The sequence below is a fragment of the Actinomadura rupiterrae genome, assembly GCF_024172125.1.
Taxonomy (GTDB): domain Bacteria; phylum Actinomycetota; class Actinomycetes; order Streptosporangiales; family Streptosporangiaceae; genus Spirillospora; species Spirillospora rupiterrae.
Window position 1 is genome coordinate 219476 of the sequence record NZ_JAMZEA010000002.1, and the last position, 23722, is coordinate 243197.

The following is a 23722-nucleotide window of genomic DNA, read 5'->3' on the forward strand; positions in this document are numbered from 1 at the left end:
CGCCGGGCGGCCGATGGCGCCGGCCGCGCGCCGGGGAGGGAGCCGGTGTGCCTCCCGTCCTCCGGACCCTTGCCCACCGCGTCGGAGCGACTACCGTCCGAACGCGGCCGGGCCGGGCCGTCCACACGATAGCCGCTCGCCCGCGCGCCCCGCCGGTCCCGCCCGCCGCGCTGGCTCGGCTGGGGGCCTCCGGGGCGGTAGCCTGCGGGGCGTGCGTCTCTCCCAAGTCATCGCCGTCCTGGACGACCTGTACCCGCCCGCGTGGGCCGAGTCGTGGGACGCGGTCGGGCTCGTCTGCGGCGACCCCGACCAGGACGTCCGCCGCGTCCTGCTCGCGGTCGACCCCGTGGCCGCGGTCGTGGACGAGGCGCTGGAGTGGGGCGCGGACCTGGTCCTCACCCACCACCCGCTGCTGCTGCGCGGCGTGCACGGCGTCCCGGCGAGCACGCCCAAGGGCCGCCTGGTGCACCGCCTGATCAAGAACGACGTCGCGCTGTTCACCGCGCACACCAACGCCGACGTCGCCGATCCGGGCGTGTCGGACGCGCTCGCCCGCGCCGTCGGCGTGACCGGGGAGCTGCGTCCGATCGTCCCGGCCGCGGACGACCCGCGCCGCGGCCTCGGCCGGATCGGCGAGCTGCCGTCCACCCTCACGCTGGAGGAGTTCACCGCGCGGGTCGCCGGGGGGCTGCCCGCGACCGTCTGGGGCGTCCGCGCCGCCGGCGACCCCGATCGCCCCGTCCGGACCGTCGCGGTGTGCGGCGGCGCGGGCGACTCGCTGCTGTCCGACGTCCGCGCGGCGGGCGTCGACGTGTACCTCACCGCCGACCTGCGGCACCATCCCGCGTCGGAGTTCGTCGAGGCCGGGGGCCCGGCGCTGCTGGACGCGGCGCACTGGGCGACCGAGCACCCGTGGCTGGCGGGCGCCGCCGCGTCGCTCGCGAAGCACCTCGACGTCGAGACGCGGGTGTCCACGGCGGTCACCGACGCATGGCGCCTGCACGGTGCCGACAACCAAGGAGTGAAGTGAAAGCCGCACCGCACGCCCAGCAGCGCCTGATCGACCTGCAGGAGCTGGACACCTCGCTGGACCGCCTGGCGCACCGCCGCCGGACGCTGCCGGAGCTCGCCGAGATCGAGCGGCTGGAGGCCCGCCGCGGCGAGCTGCGCGACCACATCGTCGCGGCCGAGACCGAGCTCGGCGACCTGGACCGCGAGCAGAAGAAGGCCGAGCAGGACGTCGAGCAGGTCCGCACCCGCGCCGAGCGGGACCAGAAGCGGCTCGACTCCGGCATGGTCACCTCCGCCAAGGACCTGGCGTCCCTCCAGGCCGAGATCGAGTCGCTCGGCCGCCGCCAGTCCGACCTGGAGGAGGTCGTGCTGGAGATCATGGAGCGCCGCGAGGAGGCCGAGGCCCGCGTCAACGCGCTGCGCGCCGAGAGCGAGGGCTCCGGCGGCGAGCTGGCCGCCCTCACCGAGCGCCGGGACGCCGCGCAGGCCAAGATCGACGAGGAGGCCGGCCTCACGGGCACCGCCCGCAACGGCGTCGCCAAGGACATCCCGGACGACCTGCTCGCCCTCTACGAGAAGCTCCGCGACCAGTTCGGCGGCGTCGGCGCGGCCGTCCTCTACCGCGGCTCCTGCCAGGGCTGCCACCTCGCGCTGAACACCGTCGACCTGAACCGCATCCGCGCCGCCGCCGAGGACGACGTGCTGCGCTGCGAGGAGTGCCGCCGCATCCTCGTCCGCACCGCCGAATCGGGCCTGTGACAACAACCGGACGCAGGCTGGTCGTCGAGGCGGACGGCGGGTCGCGGGGCAACCCGGGGCCCGCCGGCTACGGCGCCCTCGTGAAGGACGCGCTGACCGGCGAGGTGCTGGCCGAGACGGCCGAGGCGATCGGCCTGGCCACCAACAACGTCGCCGAGTACCGCGGCCTGATCGCCGGCCTGGAGGCGGCGGCCGCGCTCGAACCGTCCGCCCGGGTCGAGGTCCGGATGGACTCCAAGCTGGTCGTCGAGCAGATGTCCGGCCGCTGGAAGATCAAGCATCCGGACATGCGCCCGCTGGCCGAACGCGCCCGCGTGACCGCGTCCACCCTCGGCTCGGTCACCTACGAGTGGATCCCGCGCGCTCGCAACGCGCACGCCGACCGCCTGGCGAACGAGGCCATGGACGCCGCCGCCCGAGGCGAAGAGTGGCAGCTCACCGAGGAAAAGCCCCCGGCCCCCACCTGGTCATCGGCCACCACGTCCCCCACGCGAACCCTCCTCCTCCGCCACGGCGAAACCCCCCTCTCCATAGAGAAGCGCTTCGCCGGCACAGGCGACATCCCCCTCACCGAGCGCGGCCTCGCCCAGGCCCGCGCCGCCGCCCGAGCGATCACGGGCATCGACGCCATCGTCAGCTCGCCGCTCGCCCGCTGCCGCGCGACCGCCGCCGAGGTCGCCGAGGCCACCGGCCTGGACGTCCGGGTCGAGGACGGCTTCCGCGAGACCGACTTCGGCGCCTGGGAGGGCCTGACCTTCCGCGAGGCGTCCGAACGCGACCCCGAGGCCCTCTCCGCCTGGCTCGCCGACCCGTCCGCCGCCCCGCCCGGCGGCGAGAGCTTCGCGACCGCGGCCCGCCGCGTCCGGACGGCCCTGGACAAGCTCAAGGTCCGCTACCGCCACCAGCGCGTCCTGGTCGTCTCGCACGTCACCCCGATCAAGATCCTCGTAGCGGACGCCCTGGGCGCCCCCCTGCCGTCCCTCTACCGGATGCACCTCGACACCGCGTCCCTCACCCGCATCGACTGGTACGACGACGGCCCCGCGTCCCTGCGCGCCTTCAACGACACCCACCACCTGGACGAACCGGTACGCTAGACGCACGGCGGACGAGCCGGCCGGACGGCCGCGTCGGGGCATGGCCCCGCCGAGGAAAGTCCGGGCTCCACAGGGCAGGGTGGTCGGTAACACCGACCCGGGGCGACCCGCGGGACAGTGCCACAGAAAGCAGACCGCCACCGCGAGGTGGTAAGGGTGAAACGGTGAGGTAAGAGCTCACCGGCGCCCACGGTGACGTGGGCGGCCAGGTAAACCCCACCCGGAGCAAGGTCAAGAAGGGAAGCGACGCTTCCCGCGCAGGCGTTCGAGGGCGGCCCGCCCGAGCCTGCGGGTAGACCGCTGGAGGCCGTCGGCAACGACGACCCGAGATGGATGGCCGTCACCGCCCAAGGGCGGCACAAAACCCGGCTTACAGGCCGACTCGTCCGCCCCACCCTTCTCTGACCTGCGGCGCAGCCACAGGTCACTGTGCCGATGTCAGCACAATGTCAGCACCACCGGTGCTGTTCGACCTTCGCCAAGCCGTGTCCATCGCGACCCGAAGGTTCTCGTCGGACTCGGGGAGCAGGTGGCCGTAGGTGTCTACGGTCTCGGTGATGGACGCGTGGCCGAGCCACTTGCTCACATGGGTGATGGGGACGCCTTCCGCCAGCGCCGTGCTGGCGAACGAGTGCCGCAGGTCGTGGAACGTGGTGTCCGCAGGAAGGCCCGCCTTCTTGAGGGCGGGCTTCCAGATCCGGTCGTTGAAGTAGTCCCGCCTCATGGGGTTGCCCTTGAGGGTGAGGAACACGAGTCCGTCCTCATGGGCGTCGATCTTGTCGCCGTACTCCTTGAAGTGGGCTGAGAGCGCCTCAATGACGAACTGGGGGAGTGGGATCTCCCGGTTGCTCGCCTTGGTCTTGGGTGAGGCCAGCACGGGCCGTGTGCCCCTGCTGCCGTCCTCCTTGTCACCGGTGTTGGTGATCTGCTGGTCCACCGTGAGCTTGCGTCCAAGGAAGTTGATGCGATCCCTGCACAGGCCGAATGCTTCGCCCTGACGCAGGCCGCAGCCGTAGGCCACCAGGACCAGCGCCCGCCAGCGCTGCGGGACCTTCTCAGCAAGGCTGGTGACGTCCTCAGGGGAGAGGACTCGGATCGTGGTCTTGGGCTTCTCGGGAAGCCTGATGTCCACGCACGGCGTCCTGGCCAACGCATCGTCCTTGACCGCTGCGTTGATGACACTCGCGAAGATGCCGTAGACGGTCTCGATGGTGGCGGGGCTGAGCGGCTTGTTCGTATGGGCGCTCGTCTGCTCACTGAGCTTCTTGACCCATGCCTGGACTTCGTTGCGGCGGATGGCCTGTAGAGGCTTCGCACCGAAGGTCGGGTAGATGTGGTTCTTGAGATGCCTTCGGTAGGTGTCTTCGGTCTGCCGCTTGTGGAAGCTCATGCGTATCCAGGCTTCGGCGTAGTCCCTGAAGAGCTTCTTCCCCCGGTTGGGGTCGATGTAAGTTCCCTCGTCCTTGGCGTTCTCCATCTTGCGGCCGAAGGCTTCCGCCTCGGCCTTGGTGCCCTTGAAGGTCTTCTCACGCTGTCGGCCCGCCTTGCCGCCTGGCTCCCGCCAGCGGACGGTCCAGTGATGAGGGCACTTGCCCCAGATCCGCCCCTTGCCCGTCTTGGTGGAGGCGTCCTTGGCGCACTTGCACTTCTTGATGAGGGTGGCCATCTCTGACGCTGAGCCTCTCTGCTCGCAGGTCCTAGAAGGGAGGTCCGCTGGGGTCCACCTGGGACAGGACCTCGCGGGCCTTGCTGGTCAGATGGGTCGCGGGCTTGCCCTCAGGCCCTTCGAGGAAGCCCTTGTCCCTGGCTCGTCGGATGCGAGCCGACATGGTGTTCCGTGACACGCCCGCCAACTCGGCCAGCTCACCGATCGGGTTGCGTCGGCCCGTCTCCACGAGTTCCACATAGCGCTTGGCCATACGGGCGTAGTCGAGATCCGTCTCCACGCGTTCGGGGAGGTGGCTCGCAGCCTGCGCCAGGCCAAGGGCCTGCCGCAGACGCGGACCGTACGCGGAGATGACGCGGCGGGCCTCCTGAAGGGGGACGTCGCGGAGCACGTCGAAGGTGATCCCGTCGGTCTCCAGGCTCCCGTCCAGGTCACCGCCCCCGCTGAAGAACACTTCGATCTCGGAAGGGCCGTTCCAGGGGCTCATCGGGTCGGCCGTGATGCGGACCGCCCACCCGCGCACCTCGTACACGCCCATGAGGACCGGTGCACCGTGCTTGCTGCTGATGCTCCATGGCTCCGGGAGCGTCGCCTCTAGAGCTGCCTTCTCATCCATGAGCGGAATCTAGCACACGACACATGGCAGGTGGCAGTCTCTATGTGTCACTATGAGGCGGCACCAATCCGGGTGCGACGAGTGTCAGGCCGCGAGGACACCGGCCATGAGGAGTGAGGATTGTCGAAGAACGCAAAGGTCAACGGAACGGTGGAACCCTGGGTCGGGACCCGGGATGTCGCTCGGCACCTCGGCAAGCCCGTCTCGTGGGTGCACGACAACGCCGAACGACTCGGCATCCCCAGGGTGAAACTGAGCAACCAGTACCGGTATCGCCTGAGCGAGGTGGATGCGTGGGTGATGCGGTTCGCCACTGGGGTGGGGAGCGAATGAGCCCGACTCGGTTCCAGATGACCACCTGGGATGAAGTCGTCGCGATGGAGATGGCCGAGCAGTACGTGATCGAGGGACTTGTCTCCGCTCACTCGACGCTGCTGGCAGGCGAGCCAAAAGCCGGGAAGTCGCTGATCACGGCGGGTCTTCTCCGGTCGCTCTTCACTGGCGAACCGTTCCTCGGGCGGCGGGTGAACCCTTCGCTCGATGGCCAGCCATACCGGGTTGCGCTCTGCTGGACGGATGACGCGGCAAGGCAGGAGTACAGGGATCGACTGCTGGCGGTGCTCCCGCCAGGCGCGAAACCTGATCTGCGCTTTTTCGAGATTCGCGGGGCGATGCGTGAGGAGGACTGGCCTCCGCTCGCGCGGCAGATCCGCGAGGCAGGCTGCAACTTCTTGGTCTTCGATGTGATGTCCCAGGCGCTCGACGGAAGCCTGAATGACGATCACGTGGTCAGCATGTTCTTCCGGGGCGTTCGCGAGTTCGCTCGCCAGGGCATCCCAGTACTGGTCCTCACTCACACCTCGGACAAGTCCGGGCCGAACGGCTGGAGGCCGACGGCCCCCATGGGAAGCACGCTCATTTCCGCCGCCGTGCGCACCCGGCTCATGCTGACCCGTTCGGCGGGTGGCATCTGGACGGTGAGAGTCACTGGTTCGACCACCGGTCTGAGCGAGATCCAATTCAGCGCAGTGCGGCATGACGTCCCCGCGTTCACGGTCGTGGCCTCGATGACTGTCGAGGAGCGCCGGGACGCGGCGGTAAGCCGAAGCAGAAAACGCAGCGGTGAGCGGCTGGACCGGGACGAGAAACTAGCCCAGTACATCGTGCAGCACTGTCAGGGGATGACCAGAGCGGAAGCTGCCGGAGTGCTGTTCCGTGCCAATCCTGGCGGCAGGAAGGAGAGTACCCTCCGAAAGGAGTTGTCGGGTGGGACGCTCAGCAGGATTCTGAGCTTCGACCCGGCAGACAAGAGCTGGTCGCTTGCCGGGCCCCTTGAAGTATGAGATTACCGATTACTCGGTTACCCCTATAGAGGGTTCGTACCTCACCCTCTGACCCACGTTTCTGAGTGGTTCTGGCCCGCTTGGCAGCCTACGGCTGCTGATCGGGCCACCAGCTTGGGTGGCCAGAGAAACAGTAGGAGACGAGGAGCGAGGGGGAGCCCCCTTGCGGGTCCCCCTCAGTCGGTTGGTTCACCAAATTTCCTGGTCACCTTGGCCAGCGTGTGCCTGGCCAAAGGGACGTGCCTCGTTCCGTCGGTCCACTTGGTCACCCTGCGACCGCGTCGCGGTTGCGGCTGGTCCTGGGGGAGTTCCTGGGGCCTTCGGCCACCTTCTGGGCTGCGCCCATCACGTCGTCCGCCGGACCGATCAGGCGGCCCGTCGGCCACACGAACCACCAGGTTTCTTCCACCTTGGTGCAAGCGACGTACGCGGACGGCGCGTCGCCCGCGAACGACTCGCAGACGTAGAGCATCCACACGTTCGCCTCCGACGGGAGCTGTACGACGGCTCGGAGGCCAGTGGTCTCCCGGACGGCCCGTCCGAGCGCCGCCAGTCGGCCGCGCCGGAATTCGTTGTCTGATTCCCGTTGCGAGTTCGCTGCCGTGTCCATAGCCGGAAGCTACGGCATTCGACAATGCCGCCTGCCACGGCTTTCATGTCATGGAATAAACCCGTCCCGGATCATGGTCAGAAACCGCTGGCACTCCTGGCCGTAAATAGCGGCCGGTTCGAAGGTGGCGAAGAGATCCAAGTAGAAGTCGATATCGCGGGGATCGCGGAGAAGGAGAGCGCCTGTGAACGTCTCCACGGTCGCGAGGCGCGAGTCATACACGGTGAACGTGTTCAGGGGGCCGTCAGGGGCCTGCTGGCGCGTCCAGGGGATGACGCCGAGGGAAATGTTCGGCAGTGCCTCCAATGCGAGCAGGCGGCCGATCTGGACCGCCATGGCCGCAGGTTCGCACATCGGCCACCGTATGGCCTGCTCTGTCAACAGGAACGAGAACCGCTTCCCGCTCTCATAGAGGACCGCTTGCCGCTCCAAGCGGCGCGCTACCGCCTTCGACTGGTCACCAGGGATGCTCGCCAGGCTGGCTCTCGCGTACTCGGGCGTGTGGAGCAGGCCAGTCAGCATCGCAGGCAGGAAGAAGCGGATGTGTGAGGACGTAGCCTCGTACGACGCCAGTTCCTTCTGCTTGTGGTGAAGCCCTCTGCGGAGGGAAGACCTCAGGTCTTGGTACTCGGTGTTCGCCAGCCGGGCGAGCGAGTACACCTCCTGCCGCAGTTCGTCCGGTGCGTCCAGCGCGGACAGGATTCGTTCCACGTCCGCCAGGGATGGCAGCGTCCTGCCGGTCTCTATCTTGGAGATCTTGGATTGGGAGATGCCGCAGCGCGCGGCGAGCCGGTCTCCGGTGAGCCCCTTCTCCAGTCTCAGATCTCGCAGAGCGTCCGCGAGATCGCTTCTGCGCTTGCCGAGTTCCTCAGGTTCGAGCACTAGCCTCGCCAGTACTCCTGGAAGGGCACCGCGCCCTTGAGTGCGAGATCCCGGTACCGGCGGTAGGCGTCGATGTCCGGCCTCTCCACAAGCTCTCGGCCGATCTGGGTGCCATCCGGCCGGTAGAGCATCCGGACCACGGTGGCCTCGTCGAACATCCAGAAGTCGTGATCCGGCAGCCCCGGATCGGGCTCGCCGGTCACGTCCAGGATGCGGATGTCCTCACCGGCCCGGACGTTGAACGCGTACCCCCACTCGAACTCGTACCGCAGGTAGTCCGACAGGGGCCGCGTCACCACATGGACGCGCAGGAACCGCTTTCCGGACGCCGTACCGTCGGTGACCTTGTCGAGCCAGGGGTAGTGCAGGTCGGCCGGAGGCTTCTCTCCGGCCAGGAACCTCTCGAACTCCTCCTGCTCGTCCGGCATGGAGTACACCGGGTGGAGTTCGAGCCGGAAGGCTTCACGGTGAAAGTCCCGCGTGTAGCGGGACCACTCCTCACCTTTCAAGTACACGGGCCGCCTCCAAGAGGACGCTCACCGGGATCTCCACGACAGCCTCACCCTCGGGCGTGAGGATGTCGTCTCGGACGTAGCCCTGCACTGGAACGGACCCGTCGGCGGGCGCGTAGACCTTCGGACAGTCGTCGCCCTTGCAGTCACCTGCGATGACCTGCGGTCGGGGTGTGCTGTTGCTGTTGCCGGTGGTCGTCATCGGAACGTCCCTTCTCGGGGGTGTCCTGTGCTCCCTGAGTGGGACGGTAGGAGCCGATTCCGGGTGGGTCAACGCCTCGCGGACTATTCCTGATCAGGAATCTCGTCAGGTGAGAAAGCCCCGTACTTTGGGGGATTTTCGGGCCTGGACTGTATAGCGGTCAGGCGGTGCGCGCTTAACACCCTGGGGTCAAGTTGCTGGCCTCCGTCCCGGCCACGGGCCTGTCGCCTCCACATGCCGTCCGCAGCGTGTGGGCTCGCGCAACGCGTCAACGCCTGTTCTTCCAGGACGTTGGCCCGTCGGCGGTCAGCACAACATCAGCACAGTGCCCGACAGGAGCCGGAATCACCCGACAACAAGCCGAAGGGCCAGCCGGGGTGGTTCGCCCCTTGAGCTGGCCCTTCTCCGCAATGCTGCTGGTACGCACGATGGCTGTTCCGGGTGATCACACTCCCCGGCTTACAGGCCGACTCGTCCGCCCCATCCCTCCCCGACCTGTGCCGCAGCCACGGTTGCTGCGTTGATGGCCGCTGCCTAGTCGTTGTCGCCTTCCCAGGTCCAGTGGGGGACTTCTCTTAGGGGGTGGAGGTCGGCTTCGGTTTTGGCTTGGGAGTTTTGCTGGGCTACGTGGGTGCCGAAGTCGATGTGTTCCTGGATGGCGCGGCGGAAGGGTTCGTCTTTGGGGAGGCCGGCTTCGTCCAGGGATTCCAGGTAGAGGTCGGCGAAGCGCTGGCGTTGCTCGTCGGTGATGTTCAGGCCGCGGTGGACGCGGATGAGGTGGTCGAAGCCGAGCTCGCGGGTGAAGCGGTCGGGGCCGCCGAAGCTTTCGGCCGTGAACCAGGTCAGGTTGCGGACATGGTGGGGCTGCCGCTTGGGGAACAGCGGGCGCAGGACGGGGTCGGCGAGGGCCTTGGAGTAGAAGAGCTCCTCCAGGCGGTGCAGCGCCTCGTCGCCGCCCGCGTGGTCGTAGAGGCTGGTCACGGGCTTGGTCCTCCGAGGGGTCGGGGCATGCCGGACGAGCCGACCGTAGGACGGTCCGGCGGTGTTGGGAAGGGCCGTCCGGCGTGGGTTCCGTGACTCAGGGAGATCGGGTCATGGGACACAGAGCGGGGCGATCGGGGCCTTTAACGTCCGAATTACGCAGCCTGATCTGGTTGGGGATCGGCGTGGCGGCGGGGCCCGGGAGGGTTCCGCGGAGAGGGGCGCTGATGATCATCGTGCTGGTGGCGGTGGTCGCGCTTTTCATGATCGTGGTGGCGCTGCTCTACCTGGTGGAGTTCGCCCGCGCCAGCAGGCGCGACTCGCTGTTCGCGCCGGCCGGGAGCCGGAGCGCGCGGCGGGCCCGCCGGGTGACCGGGATGTACATCAGGGGCAGCGACGACCTGGACGCCCGCGGCGGCGATGAGGAGCTGGTGGGTCGCTGACCGGCGGGACGGGCCGCCCCCTCGCCCGGGGGCGGCCCACCCGGTCAGACCGGCGTGCGGGTGTCCCCGGGGACGGGGGAGAAGCGTCCGGACGCCCTGTCCAGGTAGTGCACGTCGGCGGTCTCCAGGTCCAGGTAGAGGCCGACGAGTTCGAGTTCACCGGAGTCGACCAGGGCGCGCAGCCACGGGTAGGTCTCCAGGTTCTCCAGCTGCTGGACGACGTTGAGCTGGCAGAGCCGGGTCAGCGGCGCCTGGTCCGGTTCGGGGTCGGCCGCGACGAACCGGGCGAGGGTGGGTTTTCCGTGCTGGAGCCACTTGGTGAGGGAGGTCAGGTGCTCGACCTCCTTGCCGCCCGCCAGCAGGGCGGCCATCGCACCGCAGTTGGAGTGGCCGCAGACGGTGATCGTCCGGATGCCGAGCACCTCCAGCGCGTACTCGACGGTCGCGGCGACCGAGTCGTCCGGCAGGCCGGCGTGGTACCGCGGCACCATGTTGCCGACGTTCCGGTTGATGAACAGGTCGCCGGGGCCGGACGCGGTGATGATGTTCGGCACCACGCGCGAGTCCACGCAGGTGATGAACAGGTGCTCGGGCTTCTGCTCGAACGCGAGCTCGGCCATGATCGGGCGGACGAGGGCGGCGGTCTGCCCCTGGTACTCGCGGATCCCGGAGAGCAGCGCGGCGCTGGGCGTGCCCTGCGCGGCGGCCGGGACGGACTCGGGCGGACGGCGGCGGCGGTTCGCCCAGGGCGCCCACCAGCGGGAACCCGGGGGAGACTTGCGCTGACCAGACAAATCACCTGTCACGGCTCTTTCATACCAAGTCTCGTGAACCTCGTCGATGTCGACCCGGCCGCCGAGCCGCTCGTGCGCGAGCCGCCACTGGTGGACGGCGTCGAAGGCGGCATGGTCCATGAAGTCGACGTTCAGGTCGAGGTCGACGCCCGCGCCCGCCGGGACCGTCCCCAGCGCACGGGACAACCTCGGCACCCCGAGGAACGTCAATGTCCCCTCCACGACCACATGCCAGGTCGCCTGCCCGGGCCGCTCGTCGGGGCTCGGCACCGCCTCCTCGACCCGGACGGTCAGCGCGGTGAGCCGGCGCAGCGCCAGCACGCCCGCGAGCGCGATCCCGACCAGCACGCCCTCGCCGAGCCCGAGCAGGACCACGCCCGCCGCCGTCGCCAGGTGGACGGGGAGCTCCCGGTGGTCCCACAGGTCCCGCAGCCGGGCCGTGTCCAGCATCCGGAAGCCGAGCACCACCAGCAGCCCCGCCAGCGCGGGCAGCGGGATGCGCTCGACGACCGACGCGCAGCACACCGCCGCGGCCAGGATCCAGACCCCGTGCAGGACGGTGGACGCCCGCGACCGCGCGCCCGCCGCCGCGTTCGCCGTGCTCCGGACGATCACCCCGGCGACCGGCAGCCCGCCGAGCAGCCCGGACAGCGCGTTCGCCGCGCCCTGCCCGACCAGCTCGCGGTCCAGGTCGGCGCGCGGCACCCCGGCGGGACGCCGCCGGTCCATCGCGACCGCGCACAGCAGTGACTCCACCGCCGCGACGACCGCCACGGCCGCGACCGCCCCGACGATCTCGTGCACCGGCGCGTCCGGGAAGGCGGGCGGGCGCCATCCGGCGAGCAGCTGCCGCGGCATGTCCACGTGCGGGACGTCCCACCCGAGCGCCCACGTCCCCGCAGAGGCGATCAGGATGGCCGGGACCGCCGCGGGCATGCGCAGCACCCCTGCGAGCCGTCCTCGCCCGCCGTAGCGGCGCGCCGCGTACATCCAGAGCAGTAGGACGGCGATCGTGCCGAGGGCGACCAGCGTGGACGGTGCGTGCGCGCGCACGAGCTGCCTGGGCAGTTCCATCAGGTTCGTGACCGCCGACCCCTGCGGCCTGCCCCCGAGCACCACGTGCAGCTGCGACAGGACGAGCACCAGCCCGACCCCCGCGAGCATGCCGTGGACCACCGCGGGCGACACGGCCAGCGCCGCCCGCGCGACCCGCGCCGCGCCGAGCAGCGCCTGCACCAGCCCGGCGAGCAGCGTGACTCCGCAGGCCGCGCGCCACCCGTACGCGTGGACGAGCTCGGCGACGATCACGGTCAGCCCGGCGGCCGGCCCGCTGACCTGCAGCGGCGCCCCTCCCGCCAGCCCGCCGACCACACCGCCGACGATCGCCGCGACCAGCCCGGCCGCCACCGGCGCCCCGGAGGCCACCGCGATCCCCAACGACAGCGGCACCGCGACCAGGAACACCACGAACGAGGCGCCCACGTCATGGCGCACAACATCAGCATTGCGTGACGATATTCTCACGCTCCGCATCCAACCAGTTTCCGATCACCCCCGTCCCCGGAACGAGCCAGCCGCCCGAACAGCCCGCTCCCGGCGGTGGGCGAGTTGCGCGGGTTTCGCTGGCGCGCCGCGCTGCACGACCCGGAAGGGGATACGCGCGCGTCACTGGGAAGCCGGAGGCTGCGCGTCCCGGACGGGGAGCGTGCGCCTCTCTGGGAGCCGGAAGGCGCGCGACGCGGAAGCGGAACGCGTGTGTGTGCCCGCAAGGCGAAAGGTGCGCAACGCGGAAGGGGGGAGCGTACGCGTGTCGTGATGGCGGGGTGCGCGACCCGCAGAGCGGAAGCCGCGTGGCTCCGGAGGGGTGCGTGGCTTCGGGAGGACGTGTGGTTCCGGGAGGGTGCGTGGCTTCGGGAGGACGCGTGGCTTGGGGAGGGCGCGTGGCTTTGGAAAGCGGAAGAGGCCGCCCCGGGTGGTTGGGGCGGCCTCTTCGAGGTGGAGCTAGCGGCGGTAGTCGCGGTGGCTTTGCCAGTCGTCCTGCGCCTGGTCCTGGTTGTTGCCGTTGCCGTTGCCGTTGCCGCCGTAGGACGGGTTGTACGAGCCGTTGCCGTTCCCCGAGTCGTTGCCGGGGAAGTAGCCCGAGCCGTACGCCTGGGTGGAGTTCGGGTCGCTGAAGCCGCCGGTGGGGCGGGGGCCGGTGTCGTGGGACGGGAGCGGGTCGCTGGCGTTGTAGCTGCTGCCGCTGAAGCCGCCGTACCGTCCGGGTTCGCCGGTCGAGCCGGTCGCGGACTGGCCGCCCGCACCCGCGCCCGCGCCCGCGCCGAACGAGCCGTAGGAGTCGCGCCCCGAGGTCAGCGGGTCGTCATAGCGGGCGGACGAGTCGTTGAACGTCGGCGCGGCCTGGTAGCCGCCGGTGCCCTGGTCGCTCGACCACTGCCCGCCAGACGGCTGGGCGCCCGTCGAGCCGGTGTACGAGGGCGGCGCGCTGAGCGGGTCGCCGAGCGGGTCGCCGAGGGAGTTGCCGAACGGCTTGTCCGCGCCGATTCCGGAGCCGGACGCGCCGCCGGAGCCGCCGCCTTGCGCGCGCTGCCGGTCGCTCTGGATGCGCTGGAGCAGCTCGTCCACGGTCGGGAGCTTGGCCTCGCCCGTGTCGCCGCCGGACGCGCCGGTGGCGGCGGGCTGCGGCGCGGCGGGCGGCGGAGCGGCCGGCGAGTCCCAGCCGCCGGTGGCGGAGTCGGCGGACGGCGTGCGGTAGCCGGACGTGTCGTCGCCGAGGCCGCCGAGCGGCAGGCCCAGCGGGTCGGCGCCGGACGCGGCCGCCGGACGGTCGTAGTCGAAACCGTCGCCGGACGAACCGGTGCGCGATGCCAGCGGGTCGCTGCCGAACGGCGAGGTGTGCTCGGAGGTCCCGCCGTACGACGGCTGCTCCGAGGTGCCGTACGAGGGCTGGTCTGACGTCCCGTACGTGTCGGACGTCCCGTACGAGGACGTGTCGGACGTGCCGTACGACGGCTGCTCGGACGTCCCGTACGACGGCTGGTCGCCGGACGAGCCGAACTGGCCGTAAGAGGACGGCGTGTCGCCGCCCTGCCCGAAACCGGACCCGTCGTGCTGCCCGAAACTTCCGTCGTTCTTTCCGAAGGACGAACCGTCACCGAAACCGGAGCCCGCGCCCGAGGTGTCCCCGAAGCCCGATCCGTCGCCGAAGCCTGACGTGTCGCCGAAGCCGGAGCCCGGGCCCGCGCCGGGCGCGGCCGGGGTCTCGCCGTAGACGCGCGGGTCAGGAACGCCGGAGCCGAACGGCTGGTCGCCGGACGGTCCGAACGGCGACTGCGGGCCGCCGAGGTCGACCACCGGCAGCGGGTCGTTCGCGGTCGCGGACGGGTCGGACCCGAACGGTCCGCCCTGCGGCTCGGCCGACAGCGCGTTCGCGCCCGGCCCGAACGGGGACGGGAGGCCCTGCGGCCCGGTGCCCGCCGGGGCGCCGAACCCGCCGTCCGCGCCGAGCGTGACCGTCTGGTTCGGCTCGGCGGGCTCGTCGTAGCGGTCGCCCGCGAACTGGTCGTTCCCGAACTGGTCGCCCTGCGCGGGCGGCCCGTGCTGCGCGCCGGTGGCGTGCAGCGGGTCGGCGGACGGGTCGGGGACGTCCTCGCCGTCGCGCTTGTTCTGCCAGGGGAACTTGGGCTTGTCGAAGGTGATGGTCGCCCAGTAGTCGTCGTCGCCCATCTCGTCGCCGGACTGGCCGGACGGCGGGGGCGGGGGCGGCGCGGGCGCGGCCTGCGGCGGCGGTCCCTGCTGGACCTGCGGCGGCGGCCCGCCCATCCCGTTCGGACCACCAGGGCCGCCAGGGCCGCCGGGCCCGCCAGGCCCGCCCGGCCCGCCGGGGATACCAGGGCCACCAGGCCCACCCGGTCCGCCAGGGCCGCCGAGGCCGGGACCGGCCATGCCTGAACCGGCCATGCCCGGGCCCGCGAGGCCCGGGGCGCCGGCGAGGGCACCGGGCGGCGGGCCGGCCTGCGCGGCGGCGGGCGCCGCCATCGGGCCCGGGGCCGCGCCCGCTACCGGCATGTCGGCGTCGGGACCGGCCACGCGGCGGTCGAAGCCGGGCTCGAAGCCCTGCTGGCCGGCGCCGGCGCCGTCGTAGCCCTGGTCGTAGCCGTCGTCGTACTCGTTCTGGTGCGACTCCGGCGCGGCGCGGCGGCGGCCGCGGCCCCGGGCGCGCGGCTGCTCGTCGTCGGCCATCCAGTCGTCTCCGTCGCCCCCGCCGTCGCCGCGGGCCCGCAAACCCAAGACGACCAGGACGACCACAAGGACCACGACCAGCACGAGGCCGAAGACCACGATTGTAGAAGTCATGCCACCACCCAATGTCTTGGCCCGGCGTTGGTCGCCAGCGCGGACCGCGGGTCGGTCCCGATCATCGTGCGCGGTCGGTACCCGGCGGACCTCAACCGATTCTGTCCGACCGCTATGACCGTTGTCACACCTTTCGCGCACATAATCCCTCACCCGATGCGTACCGAAGGGCCGATGCGGACCGTCCGGTATGCCCCTTTATCTCGGCCCCCCGCGGGGTCCGCACTCCTCGGCGCCGCTCCGGCGACCCGGGGGTCTCCGTGGGAACGCCTCTACTTGTCGCCGAAGTTCCCCGTGATCCTGCCCCGGCCGACGGTGTGCTTGGCGATGTCGCCCAGCGCGTCCCGGAGCGAGATCCCTGTCGTGAAGGGAACCCTGGTGTCGAGCGCGTAGACGGTGAACCGGTACCGGTGCCTCTCGCCCTTCGGCGGACACGGCGGCGTGTAGCCCACCTTCTTCGCGGTGTTGCGCGCCTCGACCATGGTGCCGAGGCGTCCACCCTCGACCAGCTCGTGCTGCGCCTGGTCGATCCCGGCGACCACCCAGTGGACGTAGGTGCCGCCGGCGGCGTCCGGGTCGTCCACGACGATCGCGTAGGACTGGGCGGTCCGGATGCCGCCCGCCGACCAGCGCAGCGGCGGAGTCTTCCCCAGCGCGGCGGAACCAGAGTACGTCGCGCACGCGTACCGCGCGGGCAAGTCGCCGCCATCGCGGAACACGGGGCTGGTCACGGTGAACCACTCGGCCAGCTCGGCGCTCTTGTTCTGCGGCTGACCGATCAGCCCGCAGCCCGACAGGCCCGTGACCAGCACCGCCGCCGAAGCGGCCGCCCCGATCCCGCGCACCCGCGTCCCGGGCGTCCGCGTCCCGGGCACCCGCGTCCCGCGCACCCGCGCGGCGCGCCCGCCTACCGGACGCGCGCCAGTGCGCCGGTCCGCGTGCGGGTTGTGGTCCGTTAGAGGGCTCTGGTCCATAAGGCTGCGTCGCTTCGGAGAGATGCTGTTCATCGTCGATAGGCTCCCGGGCGAGATGCTACGCCGCGCTCCACCGCTTTTCCCTTCGTCTCGGCGGTGCGCGAGCCCAGGCCGGCGCCCCCTTCCACGTCCGGCCCCAACCCTAGGGGTTCCGGCGGGGTGGATCGGGTCTTTCGGCGCCGCCGGGACGGCGGGCCGCCGGCGCCGCCGGTGTGATCCCGCTCATGTGAGATGAGTCCCACGGGCACCAGCAGAGCGTAAAGACGTGACGAGTTTCACCACGTTACAACGCTCCAAGTTTGACTCCAGGGAAACAAACGACCTTCTTGCCGGGGTTGGACCTTCATGGCAGTGCAAACTCGGAGGTAGCTTGTGAATGTCTTCACAAGCCGACCGTGAAAGTAGGAGGCCGCGATGGCCAGGACAGCCGAGGGCACCCCTGGCGCTCCCCACATCCTGATCGTGGGCGGCGGCTACGTGGGTATGTACACCGCTCTGCGCCTGCAGAAGAAGCTCAAGCGGGAGCTGAAGCGGGGCGAGGTCAAGATCACGATCGTCGACCCCAACTCGTACATGACCTACCAGCCGTTCCTTCCCGAAGCCGCGGCGGGGAACATCTCCCCGCGGCACGTCGTCGTCCCGCTGCGCCGGGTGCTCCCCAAGTGCACCGTGCGCAAGGCGCGGGTCACCGAGCTGAACCACGACGACGGCTGGGCCATCGTGCAGCCGCTCGCCGGTCCCCCCGAGCGGATCAACTACGACTACCTGGTGATGGCCGCCGGCGCCGTCCCGCGGATCCTGCCCATCCCCGGCCTGGCCGAGGAGGGCTTCAGCCTCAAGACCATCGGCGAGGCCATCCACCTGCGCAACCACGTGCTGGAGCAGCTGGAGATCGCCGAGTCCACCGACGAGGTGGCGATCCGCCGCAAGGCGCTGACCTTCGTGTTCGTCGGCGGCGGGTTCGCCGGCGTCGAGGCGATCGCCGAGGTCGAGGACATGGTCCGGGACGCGACGAAGTACATGCGGAAGATCACCCCGCAGGACCTGCGCTTCGTGCTCGTCGAGGCCGCCGACCGGATCCTGCCGGAGGTCGGCCCCGACATGGGCAAGTGGACGGCCGAGCAGCTGCGCGGCCGCGGCATCGACGTGAAGATGAACACCTTCCTGCAGTCCGCGGTCGGCGGCGACGTCGAGCTGTCGGACGGCAGCCGGTTCGCCACCGGGACGCTGGTGTGGAACGCGGGCGTCAAGCCGTCCCCCGTGGTCAAGCACACCGACCTGCCGCTGGACGAGCGGGGCCGCGTCAAGGGCACCGAGTACCTCACCATCGAGGGCATGGTCCGCGCGTTCACCGCGGGCGACAACGCCGCCATCCCGGACCTCACCCAGGAGGGCATGTTCTGCCCGCCGAACGCCCAGCACGCGCTGCGGCAGTCCAAGGTGCTGGCGGCCAACATCGTCCGCTCGCTGCGCGGCAAGTCCCTGAAGCCGTACGTGCACGGCAACCTCGGCGCGGTGGCCGGACTCGGCCTGCACAAGGGCGTCGCGAACCCGCTCGGGTTCAAGCTCAAGGGCTGGCCGGCGTGGCTCTTCCACCGGACCTACCACGGCATGATGGTCCCGACCGTCAACCGGAAGATCCGGGTGCTGGCCGACTGGACGCTGGCGCTGTTCCTCAAGCGCGAGACCGTCTCCCTGGCCACCGTCGAGCAGCCGCGCGCCGACTTCGAGCTGGCCGCCCTGGACGACGCCAAGCCCAAGGAGAAAGCCTCCTGACCTCTCCCTCGACACCCCCGGCGCGACCCGCGCCGGGAGTGTCGCCGTTCCCGGACGCCTCGGTTGAGGCGCCGGTGCCGGGCGCGCCTTTCCCGGACGGCGCGTCGATCGGGGACAATCGGGGCGTGCGGATAGCGATTCTGGGGCCGGTCGAAGTCCGGAGCGACGAGAGCGGCCCCGGCGCGGACGTCCGTCCCCCGGCAAAGCCGCGGGACGCGGCGGCAGGGCGTCCGGCGGGGTCGTGGGACGCGGCAACGGAACGTCCGGCGGGGGCGTGGGACGCGGTGGCAGGGCGTCCGCTGGAGTCGTGGGACGTGGCGGCGGGGCGTCCGGTGGAGTCGTGGGACACGGCGGGGCGTTTGGTGGAGATCAGCGGGGCGCGGCTGCGCGTGCTGCTGACCCGGCTCGCGCTGGAGCCGGGCCGGATGATCCCAGCCGAGCGGCTGATCGACGACCTGTGGGAGGACGAGCCGCCCGCCGGGGCCCCGAACGCGCTGCAGTCGCTGGTCTCCAGGCTGCGGGCGGTGATCGGGCGCGAGGCGATCGAGTCCGGGCCCGGCGGGTACCGGCTCGCCGTCCCGCGCGAGGCCGTGGACGCGCACGTGTTCGAGACCCGCGTCCGGGCCGCGCGGACGATCACCGACGCGCGCACGCGGGCGTCCGCGCTGCGCGCCGCGCTGGGCCTCTGGCGCGGTCCGGCGCTGGCCGACGCGGCGCACCTGCCGTTCGCCGCCGCGCCGTCCGCCCGCCTGGACGAGCTGCGCCGCGCCGCCATCGAGGACCGCGCCGCGGCCGACCTCGAACTCGGCCGCCACCTGGACCTCGTCCCCGAGCTCCAGGCGCTCGCGGCCGCCGACCCGCTCCGCGAGCCGCTGCGCGCCCTGCTGATCCGCGCGCTCTACGCCGCCGGACGCCAGGCCGACGCGCTCACCGAGTACGAGTCCCTCCGGACGGCCCTCGCCGACACGCTCGGAGTCGACCCGTCCCCGGCGCTGGAGGAGCTCCACCTGGCCGTCCTGCGCCAGGACCCGTCGCTGAACGGCGTCCGCCCCGAGCCGGACCCCGTCCTTGAGGACGGTCCGACCCCGCCCGCCGGCAACCTCCGCGCCCAGCTGACCAGCTTCATCGGACGCGACGACGACCTGCGCCGTGTCGCCGGAATGCTCGCCCGGGGGCGCTTCGTCACGCTCACCGGCCCCGGCGGCGCGGGCAAGACGCGCCTGTCGCAGGAGGCGGGACGGCGCGCGACGGGACTCGTCCCGGACGGCGTCTGGTTCGTCCCGCTGGCCTCGGTGACCGACCCGTCCGAGGTGCCGTCCGCCGTCCTGTCGGCGCTGGGCCTCCGCGAGGTGACCTTGGTGGCCACCTCCTCCGGCTGGCTGACCGCCCACGACCCTCCCGAACCCACCCCCGACACCCCGCCCCGCCCCGCGGACCCCGCCGCGTCCCCTGCCGGCAATGCCGGGTTCTCTGCCGCAGGCGACGCCGCGCCCGGCCACACGCCTGCGGAAGCTGCGGGTCGTCCTGCGGGGGACGCGGCGCCCCGGTCGGCGGCGGATGCGACCTCGCGGCTCGCGGTGGCGCTCGCGGGGCGGCAGACGCTGATCATCCTGGACAACTGCGAGCACCTGCTCGACGCGGCGGCGCGGCTCGCGGACCGGCTGCTGGCCGCGTGCCCCGGCGTGCGGATCCTCGCGACCAGCCGGGAGCCGCTCGGCGTCACCGGCGAGGCGCTCTACCCCGTCGAGCCGCTGGAGCAGCCCCCGCCGGACGCCAGCGCGGAGCTCGCCATGGAGTTCCCGGCCGTCCGGCTCTTCGCCGACCGGGCCGCGGCGGTCTCGCCCGGCTTCGCGGTGACCTCGGAGAACGTCGCGGACACCGTCCGGATCTGCCGTGCCCTGGACGGCATGCCGCTCGCGATCGAGCTGGCGGCCGCCCGCCTGCGCGCGCTCACCCTCGGCCAGGTCGCCGACCGCCTGGACGACCGCTTCCGCCTGCTCCGCGCGGGCAGCCGGACCGCCCTGCCCCGCCACCGCACGCTCCGCGCCGTTGTCGAATGGAGCTGGGACCTGCTCGACGCCCGCGAGCGCGCCATCTGGCGCCGGCTGGCCGCCTTCCCCGGCGGCGCCGACCTCGAAGCGGCCGAAGCCGTCTGCGCCGACCAGGACGACGTCCCGCAGAGCCGAACGACGTCCCCCGACCGACGCGAGCCCCGGACCGTCCGGGACGAGGACATACGCGGCGTGTCGGCCGGCAACGGCGCGTCCGCCGCCGATCCTCGGAACGAGAGCGCGCCCGCCACGGGCCCCCGGCGCGAGAGCGCGGCTTCGACGAACCTTCCTCGCGAAGGCGAGCGCGCACGGCACCTACGCGACGAGACCGTCCCCGCGGGCCTGCGGGACGAGAGCGTCCCCGCGGACCTGCGGGACGCGGGCGTCCGCGAGGACCTGCGGGACGCGGGTGTGCCCACGGAGCGGCGGGACGAGAGCGTCCCCGCGAACCTACGGGGCGAGGGTGTGCCCACGGGCCTGCGGGGCGAAGGTGTGCGCGCGGGACTGCGGGGCGAGGGTGTGCCTGCGGCGGACGTGCTGGACGTGCTGGCCGCGCTTGTGGACAAGTCGCTCGTCGTCGTCACCGACGGCCCGGACGGCTCGCCCAGGTACCGGATGCTGGAGACGATCCGCGCGTACGGGCTGGAGCGGCTGGACGAGGCGGGCGAGGCGGAGCGGGTCCGGCGGGCGCACGCCGAGTACTTCGCGGGCTTCGCCGAGACCGCCGAGCCGCACCTGTTCCGGGCCGAGCAGCTCGAATGGGTGGCCCGCCTCAACGCCGATCAGGACAACATGCACGCCGCGCTCCGCTGGGCGGTCGACGTCGGCGACGCGACGCTCATGGTGCGGTTCGCCGCGGCGCTCGGCTGGTACTGGTTCCTGCGCGGCCGGGTGAACGAGGCCGTGGACGCGGTCATCGCGATCACCGAGCTGCCCGAGCCGCCGCCCGGCCAGACGACGGCGCGGGCGCTCGCGCTCGGCGTGATGGCGGTGTTCGACGGGGCTTCGCGCCCGGACGCCGACGCGACGCGCTGGCTGCTGCTGTCCCGGTCGCTCACCCAGGCCGTCCCGCCGGACGAGCCGCTGCACCCCGTCCTGCGGCTGATGCTGATCACCGTCGAGATGTACGTGGACGGCTGGAGCGAGCGGATGCTGACCAGCCTGGACCCGCTGCTGAACGACCCGGACCCGTGGGTGCGCGGCCTGGGCCGCTTCATCGCGGGCCACATCGAGCTGAACTTCGGCCGGAGCGAGGCGGGCGAGCGCTACTTCGCCGCCGCGCTGACCTCGTTCCGGGAGGCGGGCGACCGCTGGGGCCTGTCGTTCACCCTCACCGGGCAGGGCGAGCTGCTGGCCCGGCGCGGCGAGCACCGCGCCGCGGTCGCGCTGTACGAGGAGGCCGTCCGGCTGAACCACCAGTTCGGCGGCGGCCCGATGGTCGTCCTGCAGACCGAGATGCAGCTCGCCAACCAGCTCACCCTGCTCGGCGACACCGACCGGGCCGAGCGCATCCTGCGGACCGCGCGGCGCGAGGTCGAGCGGATCAACGCCGCCGAGGGGACGGCCGCCCTGAACCACGCGTCCGCCCTGCTCGCCCGGCGGCGCGGCGACCTCGCCGAGGCCGTCCGGCTCCTGGACGAGGCGGTCGACCTGACCGTCGGCCTGCCCGGCGCGCCGCAGTTCGGCGCCATGGTGATGGCGGCCCGCGCGTCCTGCGACCTGGCCGCGGGCGACCCCGACGCCGCCGGCCCCCGGCTCCTGGAGGCGCTCGGCCGCGCGGCCGAGGCCCCCGACTTCCCGATCGTCGCGACCGTCCTGTGCGGCCTCGCCGGTCTGGCCTGGCACGAGGACGACGCCGTCCGCGCCGCCGAGCTCCTCGGGCACGCGGACGCCCTGCGCGGCGGCCCCGACCTCTCCAACAGCGACGCGGTCGAGCTCACCGAGACCCTTCGCGACGCGCTGGGCGAGCCGTCCTACGAGGCCGCTTACGCACGCGGCCGCGCCCGGACGTTCGACGACCTCCGCGCCATCTACGACCTTCCTGACCCGAGACCCCTGGTCCGAGCCGCCCTCCAGCCCACCGACGCCCCCTCCGCCGGAAGTTAGATAGGCAGGGCCGTACCCGCGCGTTTCACCGTCCGGATGACCGGTGCAGTCTCGATGTCCCGGATGTCCTCCAGCGAGGCGACCCGTTCGGTGAGGTAGCGCGCGAGGTCGGCGGCGTCGCGGCACAGGACGGCCGCGACGAGGTTGGTCGGCCCCGTCGTCATCGCGACGAAGGACGACTCGGGATGCGCGGCCAGCTCCTCGGCGACATGCCTCAACCTGGACGGACGGACCGACATCCACAACCGCGCCTCCGCACGGAACCCGACGCGCTCGTAGGCGAGATCAAGCTGGTACGCGAGGATTCCCAGCTCACGAAGCTGGGACGCCCGACGCCGAGCAGTCGCCTCAGACCACCCGGCCGCGGCCGCGATCTCCGCATACGAAGCACGCCCATCCAGCGCAAGCACCCCAAGCATCGCCCAATCCGCCCCACCCAACACCCCCACACCCCCAGCCCCACCCGCCCGCCCCGGACCCGACGCCCGCTCCGCCGCGCCTGCGGGGGCCGCAGCGCTTGCAGAGTCCGCCGCGCCTGCGCGGTCCGAGGCGGTTGCCCGGTCCAGGCCGCGTGCGGAGCCCGCGGCGCTTGGGGGGGCCGCGGCGCTTGCAGGGACGGTCGCGCTTGCGCGGTGCGAGGCGGTTGCCCGGTCTGGGCCGCTTGCGGGGTCCGCGGCGCTTGCGCGGTCCGCGGCGCTTGCAGGGACGGTCGCGCTTCCCCGGTCCGCGGCGCCTGTGTGGTTCGGGGTGTCTGCGCGGTTCGCAGCGCTTGCCGAGTCCGCCGCGCTTGCGCGGTCGTAGTCGCTTGCCCGGTCCGGGGTGCTTGCCTGGTCAGCGGTGCTCGTGCGGTTGGCCGCGCTTGCGCGGTCTGAGGCGCTTGCGCGCTGCGGGGTGTCTGCGCCGCTTGATGTAGCCGTGCCTATGTGGTTCGGGGCGCCCGGACGGTCCTGGGCGCCGGTGCGGTTCGGGGTGGGTTTGTGGGGACGTGGGGGTGGTTGGTCGGGGTGGAGGGCGGTGGTCTGGTCGGGGGTGAGGATGTCCAGGCCCGTCCAGTCTTTGGGGAGTTTGGGGGAGCCGAGCAGCATGTGGGCGGACACGCCGAGGACGCGGCGGGTGCGGGGGAGGCGTTCTAGGAGCAGGGCGTCGCGCTCGCCCGCCGTGCCGGTCTGGGTGTTGCAGGAGATCTCCGTGCCGCCGGACAGCAGGTACACGTACGAGACGTCCGGACGGGTGGCGAGCGCGGAGGCGATGGCGCCCGCCGCGTCCGGGGTGCAGCGCAGCCGGATCGTCCAGGGCGTGTAGCCGAGGGACGCGCCGTTCACGGTGCCCGCGACCCGCAGTGTCCCGGCCGAGCGGAGGCGCCGGTAGCGCCGCGCGACGGTGTTCTCGGACACGCCGAGCACCTCGGCGATCCGCGCGAAGGGCGCGCGCCCGTCGATGCGCAGGGCGTGGACGAGTCCGCGATCGACGTCGTCCAGCGTGACGGATTCCATCACTTGAGCGTAGCCATTGACGGATTCGCGCGGTATTCGCGCTGTGGATG

19 protein-coding genes and 1 other RNA gene are annotated in these 23722 nt (G+C 71.7%); 9 read left to right on the forward strand and 11 right to left on the reverse strand.

The window, feature by feature from the left end; genetic code table 11:
- Nucleotides 1–211: 211 nt before the first annotated feature.
- From FHU30_RS05500 to rnpB, 4 genes are all read left to right on the forward strand, one after another.
- Nucleotides 212–1030: a Nif3-like dinuclear metal center hexameric protein gene (locus FHU30_RS05500; protein WP_253872368.1), complete on the forward strand. Its 819-nt coding sequence runs from the start codon at nucleotides 212–214 to the stop codon at nucleotides 1028–1030.
- Nucleotides 1027–1770 (forward strand): zinc ribbon domain-containing protein, encoded by a 744-nt coding sequence (locus FHU30_RS05505; RefSeq protein WP_253872370.1) that lies wholly within the window; start codon nucleotides 1027–1029, stop codon nucleotides 1768–1770. Before FHU30_RS05500 ends, FHU30_RS05505 begins: the two co-directional genes overlap by 4 nt.
- Nucleotides 1767–2867 (forward strand): bifunctional RNase H/acid phosphatase, encoded by a 1101-nt coding sequence (locus tag FHU30_RS05510; protein ID WP_253872372.1) that lies wholly within the window; start codon nucleotides 1767–1769, stop codon nucleotides 2865–2867. The genes FHU30_RS05505 and FHU30_RS05510 overlap by 4 nt, the downstream gene beginning before the upstream one ends.
- Before the next feature lie 12 nt (nucleotides 2868–2879).
- Nucleotides 2880–3256, forward strand: an RNA gene (gene rnpB, locus FHU30_RS05515) — RNase P RNA component class A.
- Between the two features lie 35 nt (nucleotides 3257–3291).
- Here the strand turns inward: rnpB and FHU30_RS05520 are convergent.
- Nucleotides 3292–4533, reverse strand: a complete 1242-nt coding sequence (locus tag FHU30_RS05520; protein ID WP_253872374.1) for a tyrosine-type recombinase/integrase — start codon at nucleotides 4531–4533, stop codon at nucleotides 3292–3294.
- Between the two features lie 31 nt (nucleotides 4534–4564).
- Nucleotides 4565–5149 (reverse strand): helix-turn-helix domain-containing protein, encoded by a 585-nt coding sequence (locus tag FHU30_RS05525; protein ID WP_253872376.1) that lies wholly within the window; start codon nucleotides 5147–5149, stop codon nucleotides 4565–4567.
- A gap of 120 nt (nucleotides 5150–5269) precedes the next feature.
- Between FHU30_RS05525 and FHU30_RS05530 the strand changes: the two genes are divergently transcribed.
- Nucleotides 5270–5482 carry a helix-turn-helix domain-containing protein gene (locus FHU30_RS05530; protein ID WP_253872378.1) on the forward strand — a complete coding sequence of 71 codons (213 nt, stop codon included), beginning with the start codon at nucleotides 5270–5272 and terminating at the stop codon, nucleotides 5480–5482.
- Nucleotides 5479–6492 (forward strand): AAA family ATPase, encoded by a 1014-nt coding sequence (locus tag FHU30_RS05535; RefSeq protein ID WP_372503847.1) that lies wholly within the window; start codon nucleotides 5479–5481, stop codon nucleotides 6490–6492. Before FHU30_RS05530 ends, FHU30_RS05535 begins: the two co-directional genes overlap by 4 nt.
- 265 nt (nucleotides 6493–6757) lie before the next feature.
- On the opposite strand, the gene FHU30_RS05540 is transcribed toward FHU30_RS05535, so the two are convergent.
- The 5 genes from FHU30_RS05540 to FHU30_RS05560 all read right to left on the reverse strand — a co-directional run bounded on the left by FHU30_RS05540 (nucleotide 6758) and on the right by FHU30_RS05560 (nucleotide 9679).
- Nucleotides 6758–7102: a hypothetical protein gene (locus tag FHU30_RS05540; RefSeq protein ID WP_253872382.1), complete on the reverse strand. Its 345-nt coding sequence runs from the start codon at nucleotides 7100–7102 to the stop codon at nucleotides 6758–6760.
- 48 nt (nucleotides 7103–7150) lie between these two features.
- Nucleotides 7151–7984 (reverse strand): helix-turn-helix domain-containing protein, encoded by an 834-nt coding sequence (locus FHU30_RS05545; protein WP_253872384.1) that lies wholly within the window; start codon nucleotides 7982–7984, stop codon nucleotides 7151–7153.
- Nucleotides 7984–8499: a DUF6879 family protein gene (locus FHU30_RS05550; RefSeq protein ID WP_253872386.1), complete on the reverse strand. Its 516-nt coding sequence runs from the start codon at nucleotides 8497–8499 to the stop codon at nucleotides 7984–7986. The genes FHU30_RS05545 and FHU30_RS05550 overlap by 1 nt, the downstream gene beginning before the upstream one ends.
- Nucleotides 8483–8698: a hypothetical protein gene (locus FHU30_RS05555; RefSeq protein ID WP_253872395.1), complete on the reverse strand. Its 216-nt coding sequence runs from the start codon at nucleotides 8696–8698 to the stop codon at nucleotides 8483–8485. The genes FHU30_RS05550 and FHU30_RS05555 overlap by 17 nt, the downstream gene beginning before the upstream one ends.
- A 534-nt stretch (nucleotides 8699–9232) precedes the next feature.
- Nucleotides 9233–9679, reverse strand: coding sequence for a group II truncated hemoglobin (locus FHU30_RS05560; protein ID WP_253872397.1), 447 nt, complete (start codon nucleotides 9677–9679; stop codon nucleotides 9233–9235).
- Between the two features lie 227 nt (nucleotides 9680–9906).
- Here FHU30_RS05560 and FHU30_RS05565 point away from each other — a divergent pair, with 227 nt between their 5' ends.
- The gene (locus FHU30_RS05565) at nucleotides 9907–10122 is read left to right on the forward strand and encodes a hypothetical protein (RefSeq protein ID WP_253872399.1); all 216 of its coding nucleotides are present in this window, start codon (nucleotides 9907–9909) and stop codon (nucleotides 10120–10122) included.
- A gap of 44 nt (nucleotides 10123–10166) precedes the next feature.
- On the opposite strand, the gene FHU30_RS05570 is transcribed toward FHU30_RS05565, so the two are convergent.
- The 3 genes from FHU30_RS05570 to FHU30_RS05580 form a co-directional block, all read right to left on the reverse strand.
- Nucleotides 10167–12410 carry a SulP family inorganic anion transporter gene (locus FHU30_RS05570; protein ID WP_253872401.1) on the reverse strand — a complete coding sequence of 748 codons (2244 nt, stop codon included), beginning with the start codon at nucleotides 12408–12410 and terminating at the stop codon, nucleotides 10167–10169.
- A 507-nt stretch (nucleotides 12411–12917) separates the two neighbouring features.
- The gene (locus FHU30_RS05575) at nucleotides 12918–15272 is read right to left on the reverse strand and encodes a hypothetical protein (RefSeq protein WP_253872402.1); all 2355 of its coding nucleotides are present in this window, start codon (nucleotides 15270–15272) and stop codon (nucleotides 12918–12920) included.
- 272 nt (nucleotides 15273–15544) lie between these two features.
- Nucleotides 15545–16279 carry a YbhB/YbcL family Raf kinase inhibitor-like protein gene (locus tag FHU30_RS05580; protein WP_253872405.1) on the reverse strand — a complete coding sequence of 245 codons (735 nt, stop codon included), beginning with the start codon at nucleotides 16277–16279 and terminating at the stop codon, nucleotides 15545–15547.
- A 381-nt stretch (nucleotides 16280–16660) separates the two neighbouring features.
- Here FHU30_RS05580 and FHU30_RS05585 point away from each other — a divergent pair, with 381 nt between their 5' ends.
- The gene (locus FHU30_RS05585) at nucleotides 16661–18022 is read left to right on the forward strand and encodes an NAD(P)/FAD-dependent oxidoreductase (protein WP_253872407.1); all 1362 of its coding nucleotides are present in this window, start codon (nucleotides 16661–16663) and stop codon (nucleotides 18020–18022) included.
- 125 nt (nucleotides 18023–18147) lie between these two features.
- Entirely contained in the window at nucleotides 18148–22179 is a 4032-nt protein-coding gene (locus tag FHU30_RS05590) for an AfsR/SARP family transcriptional regulator (RefSeq protein ID WP_253872409.1), read from the forward strand.
- Here FHU30_RS05590 and FHU30_RS05595 read toward each other — a convergent pair.
- Nucleotides 22176–23672 carry an Lrp/AsnC family transcriptional regulator gene (locus FHU30_RS05595; RefSeq protein WP_253872411.1) on the reverse strand — a complete coding sequence of 499 codons (1497 nt, stop codon included), beginning with the start codon at nucleotides 23670–23672 and terminating at the stop codon, nucleotides 22176–22178. The genes FHU30_RS05590 and FHU30_RS05595 overlap by 4 nt on opposite strands.
- Nucleotides 23673–23722: the final 50 nt, after the last annotated feature.